The organism is Pseudomonas sp. 5.2 (assembly GCF_059025405.1).
Map to the genome: position 1 here is coordinate 277,214 of NZ_JBYBHH010000006.1, position 16,545 is coordinate 293,758.

The 16,545-nt window shown below is 62.2% G+C and carries 16 protein-coding genes; 6 read left to right on the plus strand and 10 right to left on the minus strand.

Going from position 1 to position 16,545, the window contains the following annotated elements:
- The first annotated feature begins 154 nt into the window (after nucleotides 1-154).
- The gene (locus tag AC5PZ0_RS12185) at nucleotides 155-1,054 is read left to right on the plus strand and encodes a bile acid:sodium symporter family protein (RefSeq protein WP_493855046.1); all 900 of its coding nucleotides are present in this window, start codon (nucleotides 155-157) and stop codon (nucleotides 1,052-1,054) included.
- 12 nt (nucleotides 1,055-1,066) lie between these two features.
- Here AC5PZ0_RS12185 and AC5PZ0_RS12190 read toward each other — a convergent pair whose 3' ends face one another.
- The gene (locus AC5PZ0_RS12190; protein ID WP_027593197.1) at nucleotides 1,067-1,534 is read right to left on the minus strand and encodes a sterol desaturase family protein; all 468 of its coding nucleotides are present in this window, start codon (nucleotides 1,532-1,534) and stop codon (nucleotides 1,067-1,069) included.
- 415 nt (nucleotides 1,535-1,949) lie between these two features.
- Between AC5PZ0_RS12190 and AC5PZ0_RS12195 the strand changes: the two genes are divergently transcribed.
- Together AC5PZ0_RS12195 and AC5PZ0_RS12200 are read left to right on the plus strand one after the other, a co-directional pair.
- On the plus strand, nucleotides 1,950-2,663 hold the full coding sequence (locus AC5PZ0_RS12195) for an MgtC/SapB family protein (protein ID WP_099429372.1): 714 nt from the start codon (nucleotides 1,950-1,952) through the stop codon (nucleotides 2,661-2,663).
- A gap of 34 nt (nucleotides 2,664-2,697) precedes the next feature.
- On the plus strand, nucleotides 2,698-3,204 hold the full coding sequence (locus tag AC5PZ0_RS12200; protein WP_265967535.1) for a GNAT family N-acetyltransferase: 507 nt from the start codon (nucleotides 2,698-2,700) through the stop codon (nucleotides 3,202-3,204).
- A 33-nt stretch (nucleotides 3,205-3,237) separates the two neighbouring features.
- Here AC5PZ0_RS12200 and AC5PZ0_RS12205 read toward each other — a convergent pair whose 3' ends face one another.
- The 9 genes from AC5PZ0_RS12205 to codB all read right to left on the minus strand — a co-directional run bounded on the left by AC5PZ0_RS12205 (nucleotide 3,238) and on the right by codB (nucleotide 11,613).
- The gene (locus tag AC5PZ0_RS12205; protein ID WP_265967534.1) at nucleotides 3,238-4,806 is read right to left on the minus strand and encodes a sensor domain-containing diguanylate cyclase; all 1,569 of its coding nucleotides are present in this window, start codon (nucleotides 4,804-4,806) and stop codon (nucleotides 3,238-3,240) included.
- A gap of 43 nt (nucleotides 4,807-4,849) precedes the next feature.
- Nucleotides 4,850-5,644: an exodeoxyribonuclease III gene (gene xth, locus AC5PZ0_RS12210; protein WP_493855047.1), complete on the minus strand. Its 795-nt coding sequence runs from the start codon at nucleotides 5,642-5,644 to the stop codon at nucleotides 4,850-4,852.
- Nucleotides 5,641-5,883, minus strand: a complete 243-nt coding sequence (locus AC5PZ0_RS12215; RefSeq protein ID WP_085272823.1) for a hypothetical protein — start codon at nucleotides 5,881-5,883, stop codon at nucleotides 5,641-5,643. The genes xth and AC5PZ0_RS12215 overlap by 4 nt, the downstream gene beginning before the upstream one ends.
- Nucleotides 5,884-6,055: 172 nt before the next feature.
- On the minus strand, nucleotides 6,056-6,331 hold the full coding sequence (locus tag AC5PZ0_RS12220; RefSeq protein WP_454243710.1) for a type II toxin-antitoxin system RelE/ParE family toxin: 276 nt from the start codon (nucleotides 6,329-6,331) through the stop codon (nucleotides 6,056-6,058).
- On the minus strand, nucleotides 6,331-6,603 hold the full coding sequence (locus AC5PZ0_RS12225) for a CopG family ribbon-helix-helix protein (protein WP_027593190.1): 273 nt from the start codon (nucleotides 6,601-6,603) through the stop codon (nucleotides 6,331-6,333). Before AC5PZ0_RS12225 ends, AC5PZ0_RS12220 begins: the two co-directional genes overlap by 1 nt.
- A 74-nt stretch (nucleotides 6,604-6,677) precedes the next feature.
- The gene (locus AC5PZ0_RS12230; protein WP_493855048.1) at nucleotides 6,678-7,655 is read right to left on the minus strand and encodes a DNA-binding protein; all 978 of its coding nucleotides are present in this window, start codon (nucleotides 7,653-7,655) and stop codon (nucleotides 6,678-6,680) included.
- Between the two features lie 232 nt (nucleotides 7,656-7,887).
- A complete protein-coding gene (gene codA, locus AC5PZ0_RS12235) occupies nucleotides 7,888-9,129 on the minus strand; it encodes a cytosine deaminase (protein WP_027593188.1) in 1,242 nt (413 codons plus the stop codon).
- A 4-nt stretch (nucleotides 9,130-9,133) separates the two neighbouring features.
- Entirely contained in the window at nucleotides 9,134-10,351 is a 1,218-nt protein-coding gene (locus tag AC5PZ0_RS12240; protein WP_027593187.1) for a PucR family transcriptional regulator, read from the minus strand.
- Nucleotides 10,348-11,613, minus strand: coding sequence for a cytosine permease (codB, locus tag AC5PZ0_RS12245; RefSeq protein ID WP_493855049.1), 1,266 nt, complete (start codon nucleotides 11,611-11,613; stop codon nucleotides 10,348-10,350). The genes AC5PZ0_RS12240 and codB overlap by 4 nt, the downstream gene beginning before the upstream one ends.
- Before the next feature lie 503 nt (nucleotides 11,614-12,116).
- Here codB and AC5PZ0_RS12250 point away from each other — a divergent pair.
- From AC5PZ0_RS12250 to AC5PZ0_RS12260, 3 genes are all read left to right on the plus strand, one after another.
- Nucleotides 12,117-12,941 (plus strand): class II aldolase/adducin family protein, encoded by an 825-nt coding sequence (locus AC5PZ0_RS12250; RefSeq protein WP_493855050.1) that lies wholly within the window; start codon nucleotides 12,117-12,119, stop codon nucleotides 12,939-12,941.
- Nucleotides 12,942-12,951: 10 nt separating this feature from the next.
- The gene (locus AC5PZ0_RS12255; protein ID WP_493855051.1) at nucleotides 12,952-13,920 is read left to right on the plus strand and encodes an ABC transporter substrate-binding protein; all 969 of its coding nucleotides are present in this window, start codon (nucleotides 12,952-12,954) and stop codon (nucleotides 13,918-13,920) included.
- A 177-nt stretch (nucleotides 13,921-14,097) separates the two neighbouring features.
- Nucleotides 14,098-16,536 carry a TonB-dependent receptor plug domain-containing protein gene (locus AC5PZ0_RS12260; protein ID WP_493855052.1) on the plus strand — a complete coding sequence of 813 codons (2,439 nt, stop codon included), beginning with the start codon at nucleotides 14,098-14,100 and terminating at the stop codon, nucleotides 16,534-16,536.
- The last annotated feature ends 9 nt before the right edge of the window (nucleotides 16,537-16,545 follow it).

A 16,545-nucleotide genomic window follows, 5' to 3' on the forward strand; every position in this document is an offset into this window, starting at 1 on the left:
GACGCCCATCGCAACGCGGCATGCAGACGCTGCGCACGGTGCACTCGGTAACAAAAGGTTACCAAGAGGTGGCGCTTTGCAATTAGCTATCACTACAGTGCCACCTACACTCCTCGAAATCCTTTGTGCGACTCCCTGATCCGAGAGCCCCTTCATGACTGCCTCGCCCCTGCTCACTGCATTTCTGCCCCTGGCCCTGGGCATCATCATGCTCGGCCTCGGGCTGTCGCTGACCCTGGCCGATTTCGCCCGTGTGGTGAAATACCCCAAGCCTGTGGTGATTGGCCTGGTCTGCCAGATCCTGTTGCTGCCGCTGGTGTGCTTCCTGATCGCCAACGGCTTTGGCCTGGAGTCCGCCCTGGCGGTGGGGCTGATGCTGCTGGCGGCCTCGCCGGGGGGGACCACGGCCAATCTGTTCAGCCACCTGGCCCACGGCGATGTGGCATTGAACATCACCTTGACGGCGGTCAACTCGTTGATTGCGATCCTCACCATGCCGCTGCTGGTGAACTTGTCGCTGGGCTGGTTCATGGCCTCGGACCAGGCCATCCCGCTGCAGTTTGCCAAGGTGTTACAGGTGTTCGCGATTGTCCTGCTGCCGGTGGCGCTGGGCATGTTGATCCGCCACTTTGCCCCGCGCTTTGCCGCACGCATGGAAAAGCCGATGAAGCTGGTGGCGGCGCTGTTTCTGGCCTTCACCATCATCCTCGCGCTGGCCAAAGACTGGCAGACGGTGGTCGAGTACGCCCCCGTGGTAGGCCTGGCGGCCCTGTTGTTCAACGTGCTGAGCCTGGCCGTAGGTTACTGGGTGCCCCGGCTGTTGAAGATTCCCAAGCGCCAGGCCATCGCCATCGGCATGGAAATCGGCATCCACAACGGTACCCTGGCGATCGCGCTGGCCTTGAGCCCTTCGTTGCTGAACAACGCCACCATGGCGGTGCCGGCAGCGCTTTACAGCCTGATCATGTTCTTTACGGCGGCAGGGTTTGGCTGGTGGGTGAGCCGCGGGCACGTGGCAGAAACCGTTGAGGCTGAGGGCAACGCGCTCAACTGACCGCAGTGACGGTCAGGGCCGCTCGCGTCGGTCGCGCAACTGGCGCTTGAGCACTGCAAGGGGCGGAGCGTAGAAAAAGCCGAACGACACGCTGCCTTGCCGGCCTTTGACCGCATGGTGAAGGCGGTGGGCGCGATGCAGGCGCTTGAGGTAGCGGCTGACTGGCCGCGGTTTTTTCGGCCAGTGGCGATGAAAGAAGCCGTCGTGGGCCAGCACATACAACAGGCCGTACCCCGCCACGCCCCCACCCACCCACTGCAAGGGGGCGTACCCGGCTTTACCCAGCGCCACCAGGCCGGCGGCGATCAGCCCCAGCGCAAGCAGGTAAATGTCATTGGTCTCGAGCATGCCCAGGTGTGGCTCATGGTGCGAGCGGTGCAGCCACCAGCCCCAGCCATGCATGATGTACTTGTGCGCCAGTGTGCCGACACCCTCCATGGCCACCAGTGTGCCGAGCAGCACGGCGAGATTGAACAGCATGTAACGGGTCCGGGTGATCGCAAGGGAAGGCGCAAGGTTACCGACTACCCGCCTATTTTTCCATGCAGGCGTGACGGGCTGTAGGCACTTTCCTGATGAAGCCCTTGTCATGTTTTTACCCTTGACCTCGCCTATCTCGGGGCGTAAGGTCCGCGACGCAATTTCGCATCCCCAAATAGGAGTCCTGCATTGGACAGTAGCCCCAGTCGCTTGCGACAGGCCCACTTGGCGAGCTAGTCCGGCAGTGCCCTGCCACTGTCTCGCCGTCATGGCTTGATGGTGGATTTCTTCAGCCCCCGTGGCTGCAGCCTTCCTCTTTTCTTCCCTTCTGTGGTCCTGCGCATTTTCTGGTTATTCAACCACGCCAACACCAGGTGGCGTTCATGCGGGCGTGTGCCCGTGGAAGAGGTTTGCTATGGATTGGAAAGTCTTTCTGCTGCGCGTCAGCATCGCCCTGCTGCTGGGTGCCCTGATCGGCGCCGAGCGTCAACTGCGTCAACGCCTCACGGGCTTGCGTACCAATGCGCTGGTCAGTACCGGCGCTTGCCTGTTCGTACTGATGACCCAGGCCGTACCGGGCATGGCCCCTAACGATGCCTCGCGCGTGGCCGCTTATGTGGTGTCGGGGATCGGCTTTCTCGGGGGCGGCGTGATCATGCGCGACGGTTTCAACGTGCGCGGCCTGAACACTGCCGCCACGCTGTGGTGCACGGCCGCCGTTGGCGTATTGTGCAGCCTTGGGCTGCTGCTGGAAGCGACACTGGGCAGCCTGGCCGTGTTGTGCGCCAACATCCTGCTGCGCGACATCGCCCAGCGCCTGGACCGCCAGGACATTGTCCCGGCCACTGAAGTGGAGCAGCGTTTCGAAGTGCGGGTTGTGTGCCGTGCCGAGGATGAAATCCAGGTTCGCAGCCTGATGCTGCACAGCCTCGGCGACCCGGAGCTGCGCCTGCAATCGCTGCACAGCGAGGACTTGCCCAACCCAGCGCGCCTCGAAGTACGCGCCGAACTGCTGGGCAACCCGCAGGCACCGGCGCAGCTGGAACGGCTGGTCAGCCGGGTGAGCCTGGAAAAAGGTGTAAGCTCGGTGCGCTGGCAGTTGCAGCCGCAAGAGGTGGCGGCAGACTGACGCCCACCCATCCCACGGTTTGCAGGACCCGACTGTGCATATACGCCCTACCCTCACCCGCGATATCCCCTGGCTGGCCGAGGTCGAGCGTTCAGCCGCCCAGGCTTTCGCCCAACTGCCGGCGCTGGCGTGGCTGGCACAAGGCGAAGTACTGGACAGCACAGCGCATCAAGGATTCGTCGATGCAGGCGCAAGCTGGCTGGCGGAGGGTGACGCCGGGCAGATCCTAGGCTTTGTGTGCGCACGGCGGGAGCATCAGGCATTGCACATTCATGAAATTTCCGTGCGCCGGGAGGCTCAAGGGCAAGGGATCGGGCGCCTGCTGCTGAATCAACTGGTCGATGCGGCGCAAGCCGCCGGCGTTCGGGAACTGACCTTGACCACCTTTGTCGACGTGCCCTGGAATGCACCTTTCTATGCACGCTTTGGGTTTGAAACTATTGATGAAGGCCTGCTGTGCTCGCGGCTGGGTAACATCCTGGCCAACGAGCGTGCCCACGGGTTTGTCGGGCGTTGTGCAATGCGCATGAGCATCGGTTGAACAGCGCCTGCCTTGCTCGCCCTTAATGGGCGATCATGGGTCTACACCTGCCGCGGCATTGTTCGCCACGCAGTAACCGTCCCGCCCCTGTCCCTTGGCCTGGTACAACGCGCTATCTGCCGCCGCCATCAGTCGCTCGGGCGTCATGGTTTGCCGAGCTGGGTCGCCGATCGCGATTCCGGCACTGAACGACACCCGCCCCAATGGGCTGCCGCCATGCTCGATCACATGGCGACGCAGCATATGCTGTATTTCCTGCACGACAAGCTCGGCACCCGGCGCATCGGTGTCGGGCATTAATAGCGTGAACTCCTCGCCACCAAAGCGCACCGCCAGGTCAGCCGGGCGCTTCAGCGCCTGTTGCAGCAGCTCGGCGAAACGCCGCAGGCACTGGTCGCCGGCAAGGTGCCCGTAACGGTCGTTGTAAGCCTTGAAGTAGTCGAGGTCGAGCATCACCAGCGCTACTGGGTAACCTTGCCGTCGAGCCCGCCGCACCTCGGGCTCGAACACCGCATCCAGCCGGCGGCGGTTGCCAAGGCCGGTCAGGCTGTCGGTCAAGGCCAGGGATTTCAGCGTCTGGTGCGCCTGGTGCAGTGCGCGCTCTATCACAATGCGTTCGCGCAGTTGGCGCAACACTACCCCGCCGAACGCTGCCAACCCCACCAACAACAGCAACAATACGGCCACTGATTTGATCGCGTCGTGCCGCCAGGGCGCGACAATGGATTCCCGCGACAGGCCAGCCTCTACCACCAACGGGTAACTCGACAGCGCCCGGTAGGCATATAGGCGAGGTGTGCCATCGACTACCGCCACTGCCTCGACCAGCCCTTCATCGGCATAGGGCAAGTGGTTGCGAAAGACTTCGCTTTTGGCCAATGTGCGCCCAACGACCCTCGAAACGAACGGGCGACGGACCAGAATCGTGCCGTCACGCTTGGCCAGTACCAGCGCGCCACGCTCGTCGATCTTGAAATCGCCGTAATAGCGCACGAACCAGTCCACTTTGATCGTGCCCAACAGCACCCCGGCAAAATGCCCGTCGGGGTATTCCAGGCGCCGCGAGATGGGAATGATCAAGTCGCCGGTCGAGCGGCTGCGCACCACCGAACCGATGCGTACCTGCCGGTCGCGATGATTGCGGTGGTAAACGAAATAGTCGCGGTCAGCATTGTTGAGGTTGGGCGGTAGGGTCGCCTGGTCGGTAACCAGCCAGCGGCCATCCGCGCCATACACGAACAGCCCGTGCAGCTGCGGCATGAGCGCTTTTTGTCGCGCGAGCAACGCCTGCAGGCGCGGGCGGTTCATATGCTCGAAGCCATCGCCCTCCAGGCGCTCGGCCAAGGACGCGCTGACGACATCCACTTGGCGAATGGCGTCCTCGGCGTGTTGCGCCGTCGCCCGAGCCAGGTTGGTCACCATGTTTTCGGCATTGCTGAACGCGTGACGGTAATCACGCCAGATACGCCAGCCTTCCACCATCACGAAGGCCAGCATCACCACCACCATGAATGCCAGGACCTGGCGGAACAATGCCACGGCGCGGCCCTCGCCCGCTACCGCGAGGTGCCCATCGTCATCCTGTTTCCTGGCTGCGCACATCCTATTCCCTTGTCGTCTCGCGTTCGCCGCTTATGACTATAGTTCAGCGCTGCTTACGCGAAGCCAGCTCGATCCACACCGGCGCATGGTCGCTGGCCTTGGGTTCGTTGCGTACCCAGGCATCCACGCCTGCGGTCTTGAGGTAAGGCGCAAGCTCAGGGTTGAGCAACACATGATCGATACGCAACCCGGCGTTACGCTGCCAGTGATTGCGAAAATAGTCCCAGAAGGTATAAACCCGCTCGTCAGGGTGCAGGTGGCGCAGCGCATCTGTCCAGCCCTGGTTGAGCAAACGCTGGTAGCAATCGCGGGTCTCAGGTTGCAGCAGCGCGTCCTTGAGCCAGGAGCGCGGGTTATAGATGTCGAAATCGGTGGGGACGACGTTGAAATCGCCGGCTAACACTGCCGGGTGCCCGCTCTTTTGCAAACTGGCCGCATGGTCGATCAGGCAGTGGAACCAGCGCAGTTTGTAGTCGAACCTAGGCCCGGGTTGCGGGTTGCCGTTGGGCAGGTAGAGGCAGCCGATGATCAGCCCCTGCACGGCTGCCTCCAGGTAGCGGCTCTGGGCGTCATCCTCCATGCCGGGTAGGCCGCGGCGCACTTCGAGTGGCTCACTGCCACGCGCGAGAATGGCAACGCCGTTCCACGAAGGCTGCCCTTGGTACAAACACCCGTAGCCCACTGCTTCAAGCGCTTCACGCGGGAACTGCTGGTCGGGCGCTTTCAGCTCTTGCAGGCAGGCAATGTCAGGCTTCTCTCGCTCTAGCCAGGCGATCAATGCCGGCAATCGGCTGCGAATGCCGTTGATATTGAAAGTGGCGATCTTCAGCGCTTTCATGCGTCAGGGTCGTCGACATGCGCCTGTACTGCATCTTCGAGCGCGTTGATGTGCGCCTGGTCGGCCAAGGCCTTCAGCTGCAACCAGTCATCCCAGTCGATGGCGCCGTCATCACGCAGGGCTTCGGCCGTGCGCACCAGTCCATGGTGATAGGCATCTGGCGATTCGCGGCGGTAACTGATGTCGTCGTACTGCGCGTACCAGGCCTCAAGCTCGGGAATGCTGCGTTCGATGCTCATGTACGTGGCTCCTCGCTACCCGCTTTGAATGTGTGAGCGCAGGTCTTGGCCAACGTTCAACCACGCTGAGAAAGCAGAGGACAGAAAGGCGGTGCTGAACAACTACCGTGGAGAAAAAGCTGTGGCAAAGCGTCGATAATGTGACTACTACGGACTTCTGCGCTCAGCGCTACTATCGCTCCTCACGGGTGTGCCACAGTCGCAGCAGGTAAATAGTGGAGTCCACGATCTCGTAGCGCATTTCGTAATGACCTATCTGAATTCGGCGCACATCCCGGGGCTCGAACTCTTCTAGACGTTCACCAATGCGCGGGTTGGCGATCAACGTGGTCGGCGCTGCTGTAAGTTGCTGAACCGTGCGTGCAGCGGCAGGTTGATTCACAGATGCAAGAAACTCGTACAGCCTGGCAATGTCGGACAGCGCCTTGCTTGTCCACTTCAACACCATCAGCGCGGTACCGGCAACGGAGTATCGGTGCTGAGGCTGTCAGCCCAGGCCTGCACAGCTTGGTGGTCAATCACGCTACCCGCGTCAACATCAGCCAAGGCCTCTCGGGTCAGGCGGCTACGCTCTTCTTCTTGGTCTATCCAGGCGGACAGGGCCTGCTTGACTATCCAATTTTTGGAGCGCTCAAGACGCTCTGCCATTAAATCGACTTTTTGGGCGAGTTGCTCAGGGACATGAGCTGTGACAGTACGGGTTTTCGCGGCAGTTGCCATGATAGGGTTGCTCCTGAACATTACGTGATTCAAAGTTAATCATAGTGAGTAATCAAGTGCCGTCAAGAGCACTTTCAGGTGCTCAACTGCGCTCGACAAGCGCTCAATGCCTCATCGCGCTCTAGCAGCTCATCCTCCAGACGCTGCACTTGGCGCACCTGTTCGGCATACAGCTCGCGCTTGTCTTCCAGGTTTTGCGTTTGCACATCCAACTGCCGCCGCATTTCCTCGGTCGCCCCTTGGGCTTGAGCCAAAATCGTTCGCAGGCCCTGAATCTGCGCGTCCCGCTGTTCAAGCAGTTCGTCACGTGCCTTGCGTTCGCTGGTGGCCTGGCGATGCTCGCCGAGCAAGCGCTCGTTATCACGGTGCAGGCGGGTCAGTTCGTCCTGCTTGACCATCATGCCCTGCTGCAGTTGCCTTACTTCTACTTGCAGCTGTTGCAGTTGCGCCTCGTGGCGGCGCTGGTCCTGCTCGCGCTGTTCGCGGCTGGCGCTGCGGTAGTGTTCCAGGGCATCGCGGGCGTGGCGGTGTTTGTCTTCGAGTGACCGCACCTGCTCTTCCTTGTCGTTCAGGCGCAATTGCAGCTCGCCCAATGACTGGTTGAGGCTGGCACTGCGCAGTTGCTCAGCCTGCAAGGTGCTTTGCGTGGACAGCAGTTTCTCCGATTCGGCAGCCAGTGCCGCGTCCTGGATCTTTTGCTGTTGATGCGCCGCAGCCAGCGCTTCTTGGGCCAGCTGCAATTGTGCTTCGAGCTGTTCGCGTTGCTGGGTGAAAACGCTTTCGGCCTCTTCGATGCGTATATCCGCCTCTTCCTGCAGCTGTGTTGCCAACTGCCCGACAAACCGCCCAAGCGTATCGCTCAACCCTGGGGCGCCCGCCGTGGCCACGGTTTGCTGGCCATTGAGCTCCTTCAAGTAGCGATGAATCGTGCTTTTCGAGCCGGTGTTGCCCAGCTCGATACGTACCGCATCGATGCTGGGGTTCTCCCCGCGGGCGATGAGCGCCTGACGCGCTTGCTGCACTACCACCTTATTGATACCGCCCCGGGCCATGCGTGCTCCTACGATTTTGTACTGGAATACGTAATATGTAATTACATACTAATTTTGACCGGTCAGCACTTCTAATTCAAGTGCTATCTAACATGGAATAATCACGGCTTATCGCATGTGAAGGGCTAAATAAGCGGTTTTTGACTGGGAAACGCGTACACGAAGCGCAGAAAGCAAAACGCCCCGCCTGGCAAAAGCCAGCGGGGCGTTGCGGTTGCAGCGTGCCGCGGTGTCAGGCCAGGCGTTCAACCTGCGCCGGCGTGCGCCGCATCAGCACCTTGCCGTTGCGCACCGACACCAGCGCATGCCCCTGGCTGCGCACCATCTCGTAGTCATCCGGCGCCGACAGCAGCAGCAGGTTCGCTGGCCGCCCCACCTCGATGCCATAACGCTCCCCCAGGTTGAGCGTGCGGGCGCTGTTGTCGGTGATCAGGTCCAGGCAGCGTTGCAAGTCTTCGTAACCGAGCATGTGGCAGATGTGCAGCCCGGCTTCAAGAATGCGCAGGATGTTGCCATTGCCCAGCGGGTACCACGGGTCGACGATCGAGTCCTGGCCAAAGCACACGTTCATACCTGCCCGGTCGATCTCCGCCACGCGGGTCACGCCGCGGCGCTTGGGGTAGCTGTCGAAGCGCCCTTGCAGGTGAATGCTCTCGGTCGGGCACGAGACGAAGTTGATGCCCGACAACTTGAGCAAACGGAACAGCTTGTAGCAGTAGGCGTTATCGTAGGAGCCCATGGCCACGGTGTGGCTGGCCGTGACCCGGGCGCCCATGTCGCGCACCCGCGCTTCTTCGGCCAGCACTTCGAGAAAGCGCGACTGCGGGTCGTCGGTTTCGTCGCAGTGCACGTCCACCAGGCAGCCGGTTCGCTCGGCCAGGTCCATCAGGAACTTGACCGACGACACGCCCTGGTCGCGGGTGTTTTCGAAATGCGGAATGCCGCCGACCACGTCGGCGCCGATGGCCACGGCTTCGGTCATCAGCGCCCGGCCGTTGGCGTACGACTCGATGCCCTCCTGCGGGAAGGCGACGATCTGCAGGTCGACCAAATGGCGCACCTCCTCACGCACTTCGACCATGGCCTTAAGGGCAGTGAGCTTGGGGTCGGTGACGTCGACATGGGTGCGCACATGCTGGATGCCGTGGTCCACCAGCATATTGATGGTCTTCTTGGCGCGGCCCTTGATGTCTTCGTGGGTGGTGATTTCCTTGCGCTCGGCCCAGCGTTCGATGCCTTCGAACAACGTGCCGCTCATGTTCCACTTCGGCTCGCCGGCCGTCAGGGTGGCATCCAGGTGAATGTGCGGCTCGACAAAGGGAGCAACCACCAGGTTCTGTTTGGCATCCAGGTCATCAGCGCCGCCTGGTGCCACCGGGTCGGCCTGTGGCGTGATGCTGGCGATGCGGTCACCGTTCAGTTCGATGCGAAACAGGCCAGCCTTGCCTCGCAGTTTTGCGTTGATGATGTTCATGGCGTTACTCCTTGCCTTGGGCTTCGGTCATGCGCCACACCAGCATGGCGACCGAAGCATTCATACGGAAAAGCGGGTCGTCCAGCGACTGCCCACTCAGGTGTTCGATGCGTTGAATGCGTTGATTGATGGTATTGCGGTGCAGCCCCAGGCGTTGCGCGGCCTTCAGGCCGTTGCCGTTTTCCTTGAGCAGGGCATCGAGGGTATGCACCAGTGTATTCGGGTGCTTGCGGCCGGGCGCGATCAGCGGCCCTAGTGTCTGGGCGACGAAGTCGTCGATCAATGACCGATCGACGATCCCTTGCAACAGGCGCAGCACGCCCAGCTCGCTGAAATCGCAATAGCCATTGGCGGGACGCAGGTTTTGCGCCACTTCCAGGGCCTGGCGGGCCTCGTTGAGCGCGCGGCGGTAGTGCGCGCAATCTTCCGCGAGGCTCGACAGCCCCATATAGAGGCCCAGCTCCCCTGCCACGCCCGCCAATTGCCGGTGCAGCGCGGCCAGCGTAGCAGGCAAACCCGGTGCATCGGGCAGCAACAGTACGAACAGGTCACCCGGCAAATGGGCCGTCACGGTGCCCGGCCGGCTGCGGCACCAGGCCTCGAGCTGGTCTTCAAGGGCTTGGCGAATGCCTTGCCACAAGCGCTCGCCTTGGGCCAGCCCATGGCGCTCGAATACGCCATCGACGCCCGACAAACGCAGCGCCAGCAGGCGTCGCGGCTCGTCCAGCGCCAGGGCCAGGTGCGTTGCCCGTTGCCGGGCGATGGCCAGGCTTGGGTAGTCGCCGGTCAACAGTTGCCCGAGGATGTCGTTGCGCGAGCGGCGCACCTGGGTCATCTGCACCAGGGCCGTGCCGATCAGGTGGGTGACCACGACCATTTTCAGCGCATAGGGCTGCTCGATCAACGGCAAGCCCAGTTGCTCGGCGCGGGCGACCACCGCTGGCGGGATTGCCTGGATGAAAGTGCCGCCAGTGAGGATCACCAAGCCGGCAATACCCACGGCCTCGCCGTCTTCCACCAGGCTCAGCAGGTTGGCCTCGCCACGCGGGTGGTTGATGCCGGTGACGAACACCAGTTCGCCGCCCATCACCCACTCGGCGATGCCCTCGTTCTCTGCGACGTAAGGCCAGCGCACCCGACGCTGCAGGTTGCGTGCGCCTGCGCGCACGGTCATGTCCTGCAAGCCAGGCAGGTGCAGAATGTCTTCCAGTGCCAGGCTCACGGCTCGACACCGGCCTCGCCCACCACCCGGCGTCGGCCGCTCAGTTCAAGCAAGAGGATGTAGCACAGCGCCGAGGCAGCAATACCTACCAACGGCGCAACCCACGGCGAGGCATACGCCAGTACCGCGCCGACGGCATAAGCACAAAGCCCCCTCAGGTTGTAACGTGGCAGGGTGGCTGTGGCCAATGCGGGATACTGGCCACGGTGGCGATACCAGAAATCGGCCATGATCACCCCACCTACTGGCGGGATGACCGAACCCAACAGCACCAGAAACGGAATCAACAATTCGTACATGCCGCCAATCGCCAGCACAATGCCCACCCCTGCCGCCACCAGCGTCGCGGTCCGCCGCCGCTCACTGCGCAGCAGGTGGCAGGCAGCTGCCGACACGTTATAGATGGTCGGGCCCTGGATGGTCCAAAGGTTCAGGCAGAGCATCACCACCGCCGCGAACGACAGGCCCTGCAGCATCATCACCTCGACGATGTCGGCCTGCTGATACACCATCGCGCACCAGGCACCGGCAACCACCATCAGGCCGTTGCCCAGCAGAAACGCAACGATGCTGGCAACCACCGCCACCCGCCCGCTGCGTGCCAGGCGTGTCCAGTTGGTGGCCTGGGTGGCGCCACTGGCGAAGGTGCCGAAGACCATGGTCACGGCCGCCGAAAAGGTCATGGTCTCGTGTGGCACCACCGCGGCAAGGCCAGCAAAGCCACCGGCATCGTGAGTGGCGATGTACATCGACACCAGCAACAGCACGAACATCAAGGGCACTGATACCCGCGACAACAGGTCCAGCCCTTTGAAGCCGATAATGGCCGTAATACTGAAGCCCAGGCCGAACAGCACCATCAGCGGCACAGTGAAGCCGCCCGCCAGGCCCAACAATTTGACCAGCACGATCGCTACGGTCGCGGTGCCCCAGGCGTACCAGCCCAGTTCAGCGAACCCCAGCAAGAAGTCGGAAAGTCGGCTGCCCGCTTCACCGAAACAGAAGCGGCCCATCAACACGGTATTCAGCCCACTGCGTGAAGCGATGAACGCCAGGGTTGCGGCGTATAACGCCAACAGCGTGTTGCCGACCGTGGCAACCCATAGCATGTCGACGAAGTTGAAGGCCATGCCCAATTTGCCACCGGCGAACATCGTGCCAGTGAAGAACGTGAAGCTGAACAGCACCATCGCTATCGGTATCAGGCCCTTGCGGGACGACTGCGGGGCTTCGCAAAGCGGGAATTCGGTTGGTGAGCTCATTGCACGGGGCTCCGGGTGGAAGACGGGAGCAGTAAGAGCAATATGCGGGCCGGTTTTACAAGGGCTGGAAACCGAAGCGCATCGGGCGAACAGCACAGACAATACTGTGCACTCTGCATATTTAAGCATCGAATGAGGCGAGATGATGTGTGCCAGCTGCCTTGATTTGAGGCATTTACGCACCAAAGGTGAACAGCGCTGAGTAGTTTTCACCCATGCTTCAGCCAGGGCTTTAGCCCGCAAGGCCCCAGCGTCACGGGCAAGCACACGCCTTAAATGCATTATTCAAATATCAGCGCTAATTTTTATTCGTAAAAATAATAATAAAAATAGATCAAAACAGTATTTCTTCCCGCCCCTACCCCCTTGCTACAGTCCCCTCAGACCCGACCCCTCGCATGGTGGAGGCCCCGATTCATCCACCTGCGAGCCCTGCCCTTGAAACGGCGGACATGGCAGAACGGATGATCGGCAAACGATCATTTCCTCCGTGAGGTACTGCCATGAGCCAACCTGCTGCGCGCCACAGTGTCGCCCGCCTGCCCAACCGTGATCATCGCCTGCAAATCACCGCTCCGCCCACGTTAAGCGACCCGCTCGCCGAGCGCCTGCACCGCAAGCAGCGCCTTGCAGCGTCCTATCGGCTGTTCGCCGAACTGGGCTTTGAAGTAGGCTTGGCCGGCCATTTCACGGCACGCGACCCGATCGAGACCGACCACTACTGGATCAACCCCTTGGGTGTGCCGTTCTCGCACATCCGCACCCGTGACCTGTTGCGGGTAAACGGTGAAGGCCAGGTGGTCGAAGGTGACGGCCTGCTTAATACCAGCGCCCTTGAGCTGCATTACGCGTTGCAACTCGCCCGGCCTGACGTGGTGGGTATTGCGCACCTGCATGGCTTCCATGGGCGGGTCTGGTCAGCGCTGGGGCGTTTGTTCCAGCCCATCACTGCAGAGTCGTCTGCCTTCGCCGGTGAGCAGGTGCTGTTCGACCGCCACGCCCTGCGCACGCCCGAAGGCGGCCTGCTGCAAGACCGCGACCAAGTGGCAAAAGCGTTCGTCGAAACCTTCGCCGACAACAACCTGCTGGTCTGGCAGAACCACGGCCTGTGGACCACGGGCCAGACTGTGGAAAGCGCCGCGTGGCGCTTCATCCTCGCCGACGACAGCGCCCGCGCCCACCTGCTGGCTTACGCTGCCGGCCAACCGCGTATCCCGGACCTGGACGAAGCCCCCGTCAACCCTGCCCAACGCGAGCTGTTCGGTTGGCTGAACTTCCTGCCGCTGTGGGACCGCATCGTCCAACAACAACCCGACCTGTTGGACTGAGGCGCACCCTATGGCAATCAGCATCAACCGCCGCACCTTCCTACGCCACAGCGCCATTGCCGGGCTGGCCGTAGGCTTGGCCCCCGCCCTGGCACGCGCCAATGAAGCCTTGCGGGTTTGGCGCTACAAGGGCCAGGCCGCGAGTTTTCTCGCCGACGCGGGCCAAGCGCAAACACCCTACCCGCTGCACTGGGTAGACGTGCCCGGGGGCGCCATGGTGCTGGAAGCCTTTGCCAGCAACAGCCTCGACTACGCCTTCATGAGCCCGGTGTTGCCGCTGTTCGCCAGCGTGGCCGGTAACCCGCTGGTGTTGATCGCCAGCTACCAGGGCGAGCAGAACCGCAGCAGCGTGATCGTCAAACGCGGCAGCGGCATCGCCTCCATCGCTGACCTCAAGGGCAAGCGCGTGAGCTTCGTCCGCGCCACCGACACCCACTACCTGATACTCAACCTGCTGCGCGACAACGGCCTGACCCTTGCCGATATCCAGGCCAGGCCCATGCCTGCCCGGGATGCGCTGGTGGCATTTCAAAACGGCCACCTGGACGCCATCGTCGCCGGCGGTATCGGTGCCCTGCAAGCGCAGACGGCCATGGATGGCGTGGCGCTGGCCGACGCCAGCCCCTATCACTGCGGCAACTACCTGATTGCAACCACCGCCCAGGCGTTGCAGCAGCCGGGCAAACAGGCCGCCATTCGCGACTTTTTGCAGCGCGAAAAAGCCACTTGGGACTGGGTCGAGCACAACCCCCATGAATGGGCTGCACGTAACCAAGCCCTTACCGGGATTTCCAGCGACCTCTATTTGCAACAGTTCGCGCAACGTCAGCAGCCCTGTCGGCTATTGCCCGTCAGCGAGGCAGATATCGTTGCCCAGCAACACATCGCCGACCTGTTCCACGACAGTGGGTTGATTCGCCAGGCACTGGATGTGCGGGGCTTCTGGGACGACCGCTTCACCCGCTTGCTCAGCGGCTAAGGACCCGCCGCGGCACCCCGTACCGGCGCGCGCCGGACGACTCACAGGCACCTCAGCCACGGGAGCAACGGACCTCCTGCGGGCCAGGCTGCGCCTGCACTGCGTGAAACACCTTATGAGAGCCCGTTCGATCGCACATCCAGGGCCTGATCTGCCAATCGAACCCAAGGAACAGTCATGAAGTCTGTGTTTACCTCTTTAACGCTGGCACCCGCCGTATTCGCTGGCTACCTGCTCACCCCCCTGGCCATGGCAGCGGAGGATGATGCCGCCCTCGACACGGTGATCGTCACCGGCTCGCGGGGCAGCGAAGTGCGTACCGTCACCAGCAGCCCGGCACCGATCGACGTCATCGACAGCAAGCAACTGGAGCAAACCGGCGAGTCCAGCCTGCGCGGTGCCCTGCAGAAAACGCTGCCATCGTTTTCCCAGCGCCCTTCCGGTTCGTCCAATGACAGCATCGCCCGGCCCTATAGCTTGCGCGGGCTTAACGGCTCCAACGTACTGGTGCTGGTCAACGGCAAGCGCCGCCACAACAGCGCAGTGATCAACCTCGACTCCACCGCCGCCTACGGGACCAACCCGGTGGACCTGGACATGATCCCCATCAGTGCCATCGACCACGTCGAAGTGTTGCGCGACGGCGCCTCGGCGCAGTACGGCTCCGACGCCATCGCCGGGGTGATCAACATCATCCTCAAGCAGCGCGACAACGGCGGATCGGCCAGCACCCAGTACGGCCAATACTATGAGGACGGCGACGGCGGTAACCTGCGCCAAACCCTTAACCAGGGTCTGGCCCTGGGCGACAACGGCGGCTTCTTCAACTATGCGCTGGACGCCAAGTCGGTCCAGACCGCCACCCGCTCACGCGCCGCCACCGGCAACCTGTATTTCGCCGGCGACCCCCGCAACGACACCGCCGACCGCGAAGTGCAAAAAAACGGCCTGCCCAAGATCAAGGCCATCAACCTGTCGTATAACGCCGAACTGCCGGTGAGCGACGCACTGACCCTGTATTCCTTCTCGACCTTCAGCAAGCGTGATGCCCGCGGCGGGCAAAACTACCGCCGGCCCAATTCCACCAACATCATCCCTGAGATCTACCCGGACGGCACTGCCCCCTTCTACACCCTGGAAGAAACCGACTACCAGGCAGCCGCCGGTGGCAAGGGTGAATTCGCCGAATGGCACTGGGACCTGAGCTCTACCTTCGGCCGCGACAAAGGCCAAGCCGGTGCCGACGAAACCCTCAACGCCTCGCTCGGCCCGACCAGCCCGACCCGCTTCGACACCTATACCAATACCTTCGACCAGTGGACCAACAACCTCGACCTGACCCGCGCCTTCGAGGTTGGCCTGGCTAAGCCCTTGCAGGTTTCCTGGGGCCTGGAACACCGCCACGAACGGTACAAGACCGAGTCCGACGACCCGCTCTCGTACATCAACGGCGGCTACTTCTACCCCAGCGGCCCATTGGCAGGCCAACCGGCAGCGGTGGGCGCCCAAGGCGCCATTACCCTGACCCCGGAAGATGAAGGCCAACTCAGCCGCAACAGCTACGCCAGCTACCTCGACCTGGGCCTGAACCCGACGGAAAAACTCTGGCTCGGCGTGGCCGCGCGCTTCGAAAAATACGATGACAGCAGCGGCAATACCCGCAGCGGCAAGTTTTCCGCACGGTACGACTTCACGCCAACCTTTGCCCTGCGCGGCACCCTCAGCAATGGCTTTCGCGCCCCGTCGCTGTCGCAGTCGGTCTACGCCCAGACCGCCAACCAGTACACCACCGTCGACGGTGTGGCGCAGTTCGTCGAAGCCAAGACCGTGCGGGTGGATTCGCCGTTGGCCAAAGCCCTGGGTGCCGAAGACCTCAGCCCGGAAAAGTCACGCAACATCAGCCTCGGCCTGACCTGGCAACCCTTGCCGCAGGCCAGCGTGACTCTGGATGCCTACCAGATCGAAATCCGCGACCGCATTGCCTTGACGGGCTTCCTTTATGGCAACGGCGTCGATCAGCAATTGGTTGCCAACGGCTACAAGCCAGGCTACCGCGTCAAGTACTTCACCAACGCGGCCGACACCACCACCCGTGGCGTCGACCTGGTGGCCGACTACCGCGTCGACTACGGGCGCTTTGGCCGGGTCAAGTACGGCCTGGGGGTCAACTACAACAAAACCATCATCGACGACATCAAGCAGACACCGGCATCGCTGCGCGCCGCAGGCAACAGCCTCGAACTGTTCGACCGCGTCGCCCAGGGTTACCTGACCGTGGCCAACCCCAAGACCAAGCTGATGCTCAGCGCCAACTGGCAGATCGAGCGCTTCACCATCAACGCCGGCCTGACCCGCTACGACAAAGTCATCGCCCGCGACGCCAACCCCGATTATGACGTGACCTACGGCGCCAAGTGGCTGACCGACCTGGAAGTCGCCTACGCCCTGACCGACCACTTCGATGTCGCCGTGGGTGCCAACAACCTGTTCGACGTGCGTGCCGACAACAATGGCTACCCCGCCGGCGATACCAATGGCTTCCCCAAGTTCGGTGCCATTTCGCCGTTCGACCCTTACGGTGGCTTCTGGTACACGCGCATCGCCTACAACTTCTGACCCCCCCCA

Excerpts from the sequence above, each read along its gene's own strand:
- AC5PZ0_RS12185 (WP_493855046.1), top strand. The coding sequence starts at position 155 with ATGACTGCCTCGCCCCTGCTCACTGCATTTCTGCCCCTGGCCCTGGGC.
- AC5PZ0_RS12190 (WP_027593197.1), bottom strand. The coding sequence starts at position 1,534 with ATGCTGTTCAATCTCGCCGTGCTGCTCGGCACACTGGTGGCCATGGAG.
- AC5PZ0_RS12195 (WP_099429372.1), top strand. The coding sequence starts at position 1,950 with ATGGATTGGAAAGTCTTTCTGCTGCGCGTCAGCATCGCCCTGCTGCTG.
- AC5PZ0_RS12205 (WP_265967534.1), bottom strand. The coding sequence starts at position 4,806 with ATGTGCGCAGCCAGGAAACAGGATGACGATGGGCACCTCGCGGTAGCG.
- xth (WP_493855047.1), bottom strand. The coding sequence starts at position 5,644 with ATGAAAGCGCTGAAGATCGCCACTTTCAATATCAACGGCATTCGCAGC.
- AC5PZ0_RS12215 (WP_085272823.1), bottom strand. The coding sequence starts at position 5,883 with ATGAGCATCGAACGCAGCATTCCCGAGCTTGAGGCCTGGTACGCGCAG.
- AC5PZ0_RS12220 (WP_454243710.1), bottom strand. The coding sequence starts at position 6,331 with ATGGTGTTGAAGTGGACAAGCAAGGCGCTGTCCGACATTGCCAGGCTG.
- AC5PZ0_RS12225 (WP_027593190.1), bottom strand. The coding sequence starts at position 6,603 with ATGGCAACTGCCGCGAAAACCCGTACTGTCACAGCTCATGTCCCTGAG.
- AC5PZ0_RS12230 (WP_493855048.1), bottom strand. The coding sequence starts at position 7,655 with ATGGCCCGGGGCGGTATCAATAAGGTGGTAGTGCAGCAAGCGCGTCAG.
- codA (WP_027593188.1), bottom strand. The coding sequence starts at position 9,129 with ATGAACATCATCAACGCAAAACTGCGAGGCAAGGCTGGCCTGTTTCGC.
- codB (WP_493855049.1), bottom strand. The coding sequence starts at position 11,613 with ATGAGCTCACCAACCGAATTCCCGCTTTGCGAAGCCCCGCAGTCGTCC.
- AC5PZ0_RS12250 (WP_493855050.1), top strand. The coding sequence starts at position 12,117 with ATGAGCCAACCTGCTGCGCGCCACAGTGTCGCCCGCCTGCCCAACCGT.
- AC5PZ0_RS12255 (WP_493855051.1), top strand. The coding sequence starts at position 12,952 with ATGGCAATCAGCATCAACCGCCGCACCTTCCTACGCCACAGCGCCATT.
- AC5PZ0_RS12260 (WP_493855052.1), top strand. The coding sequence starts at position 14,098 with ATGAAGTCTGTGTTTACCTCTTTAACGCTGGCACCCGCCGTATTCGCT.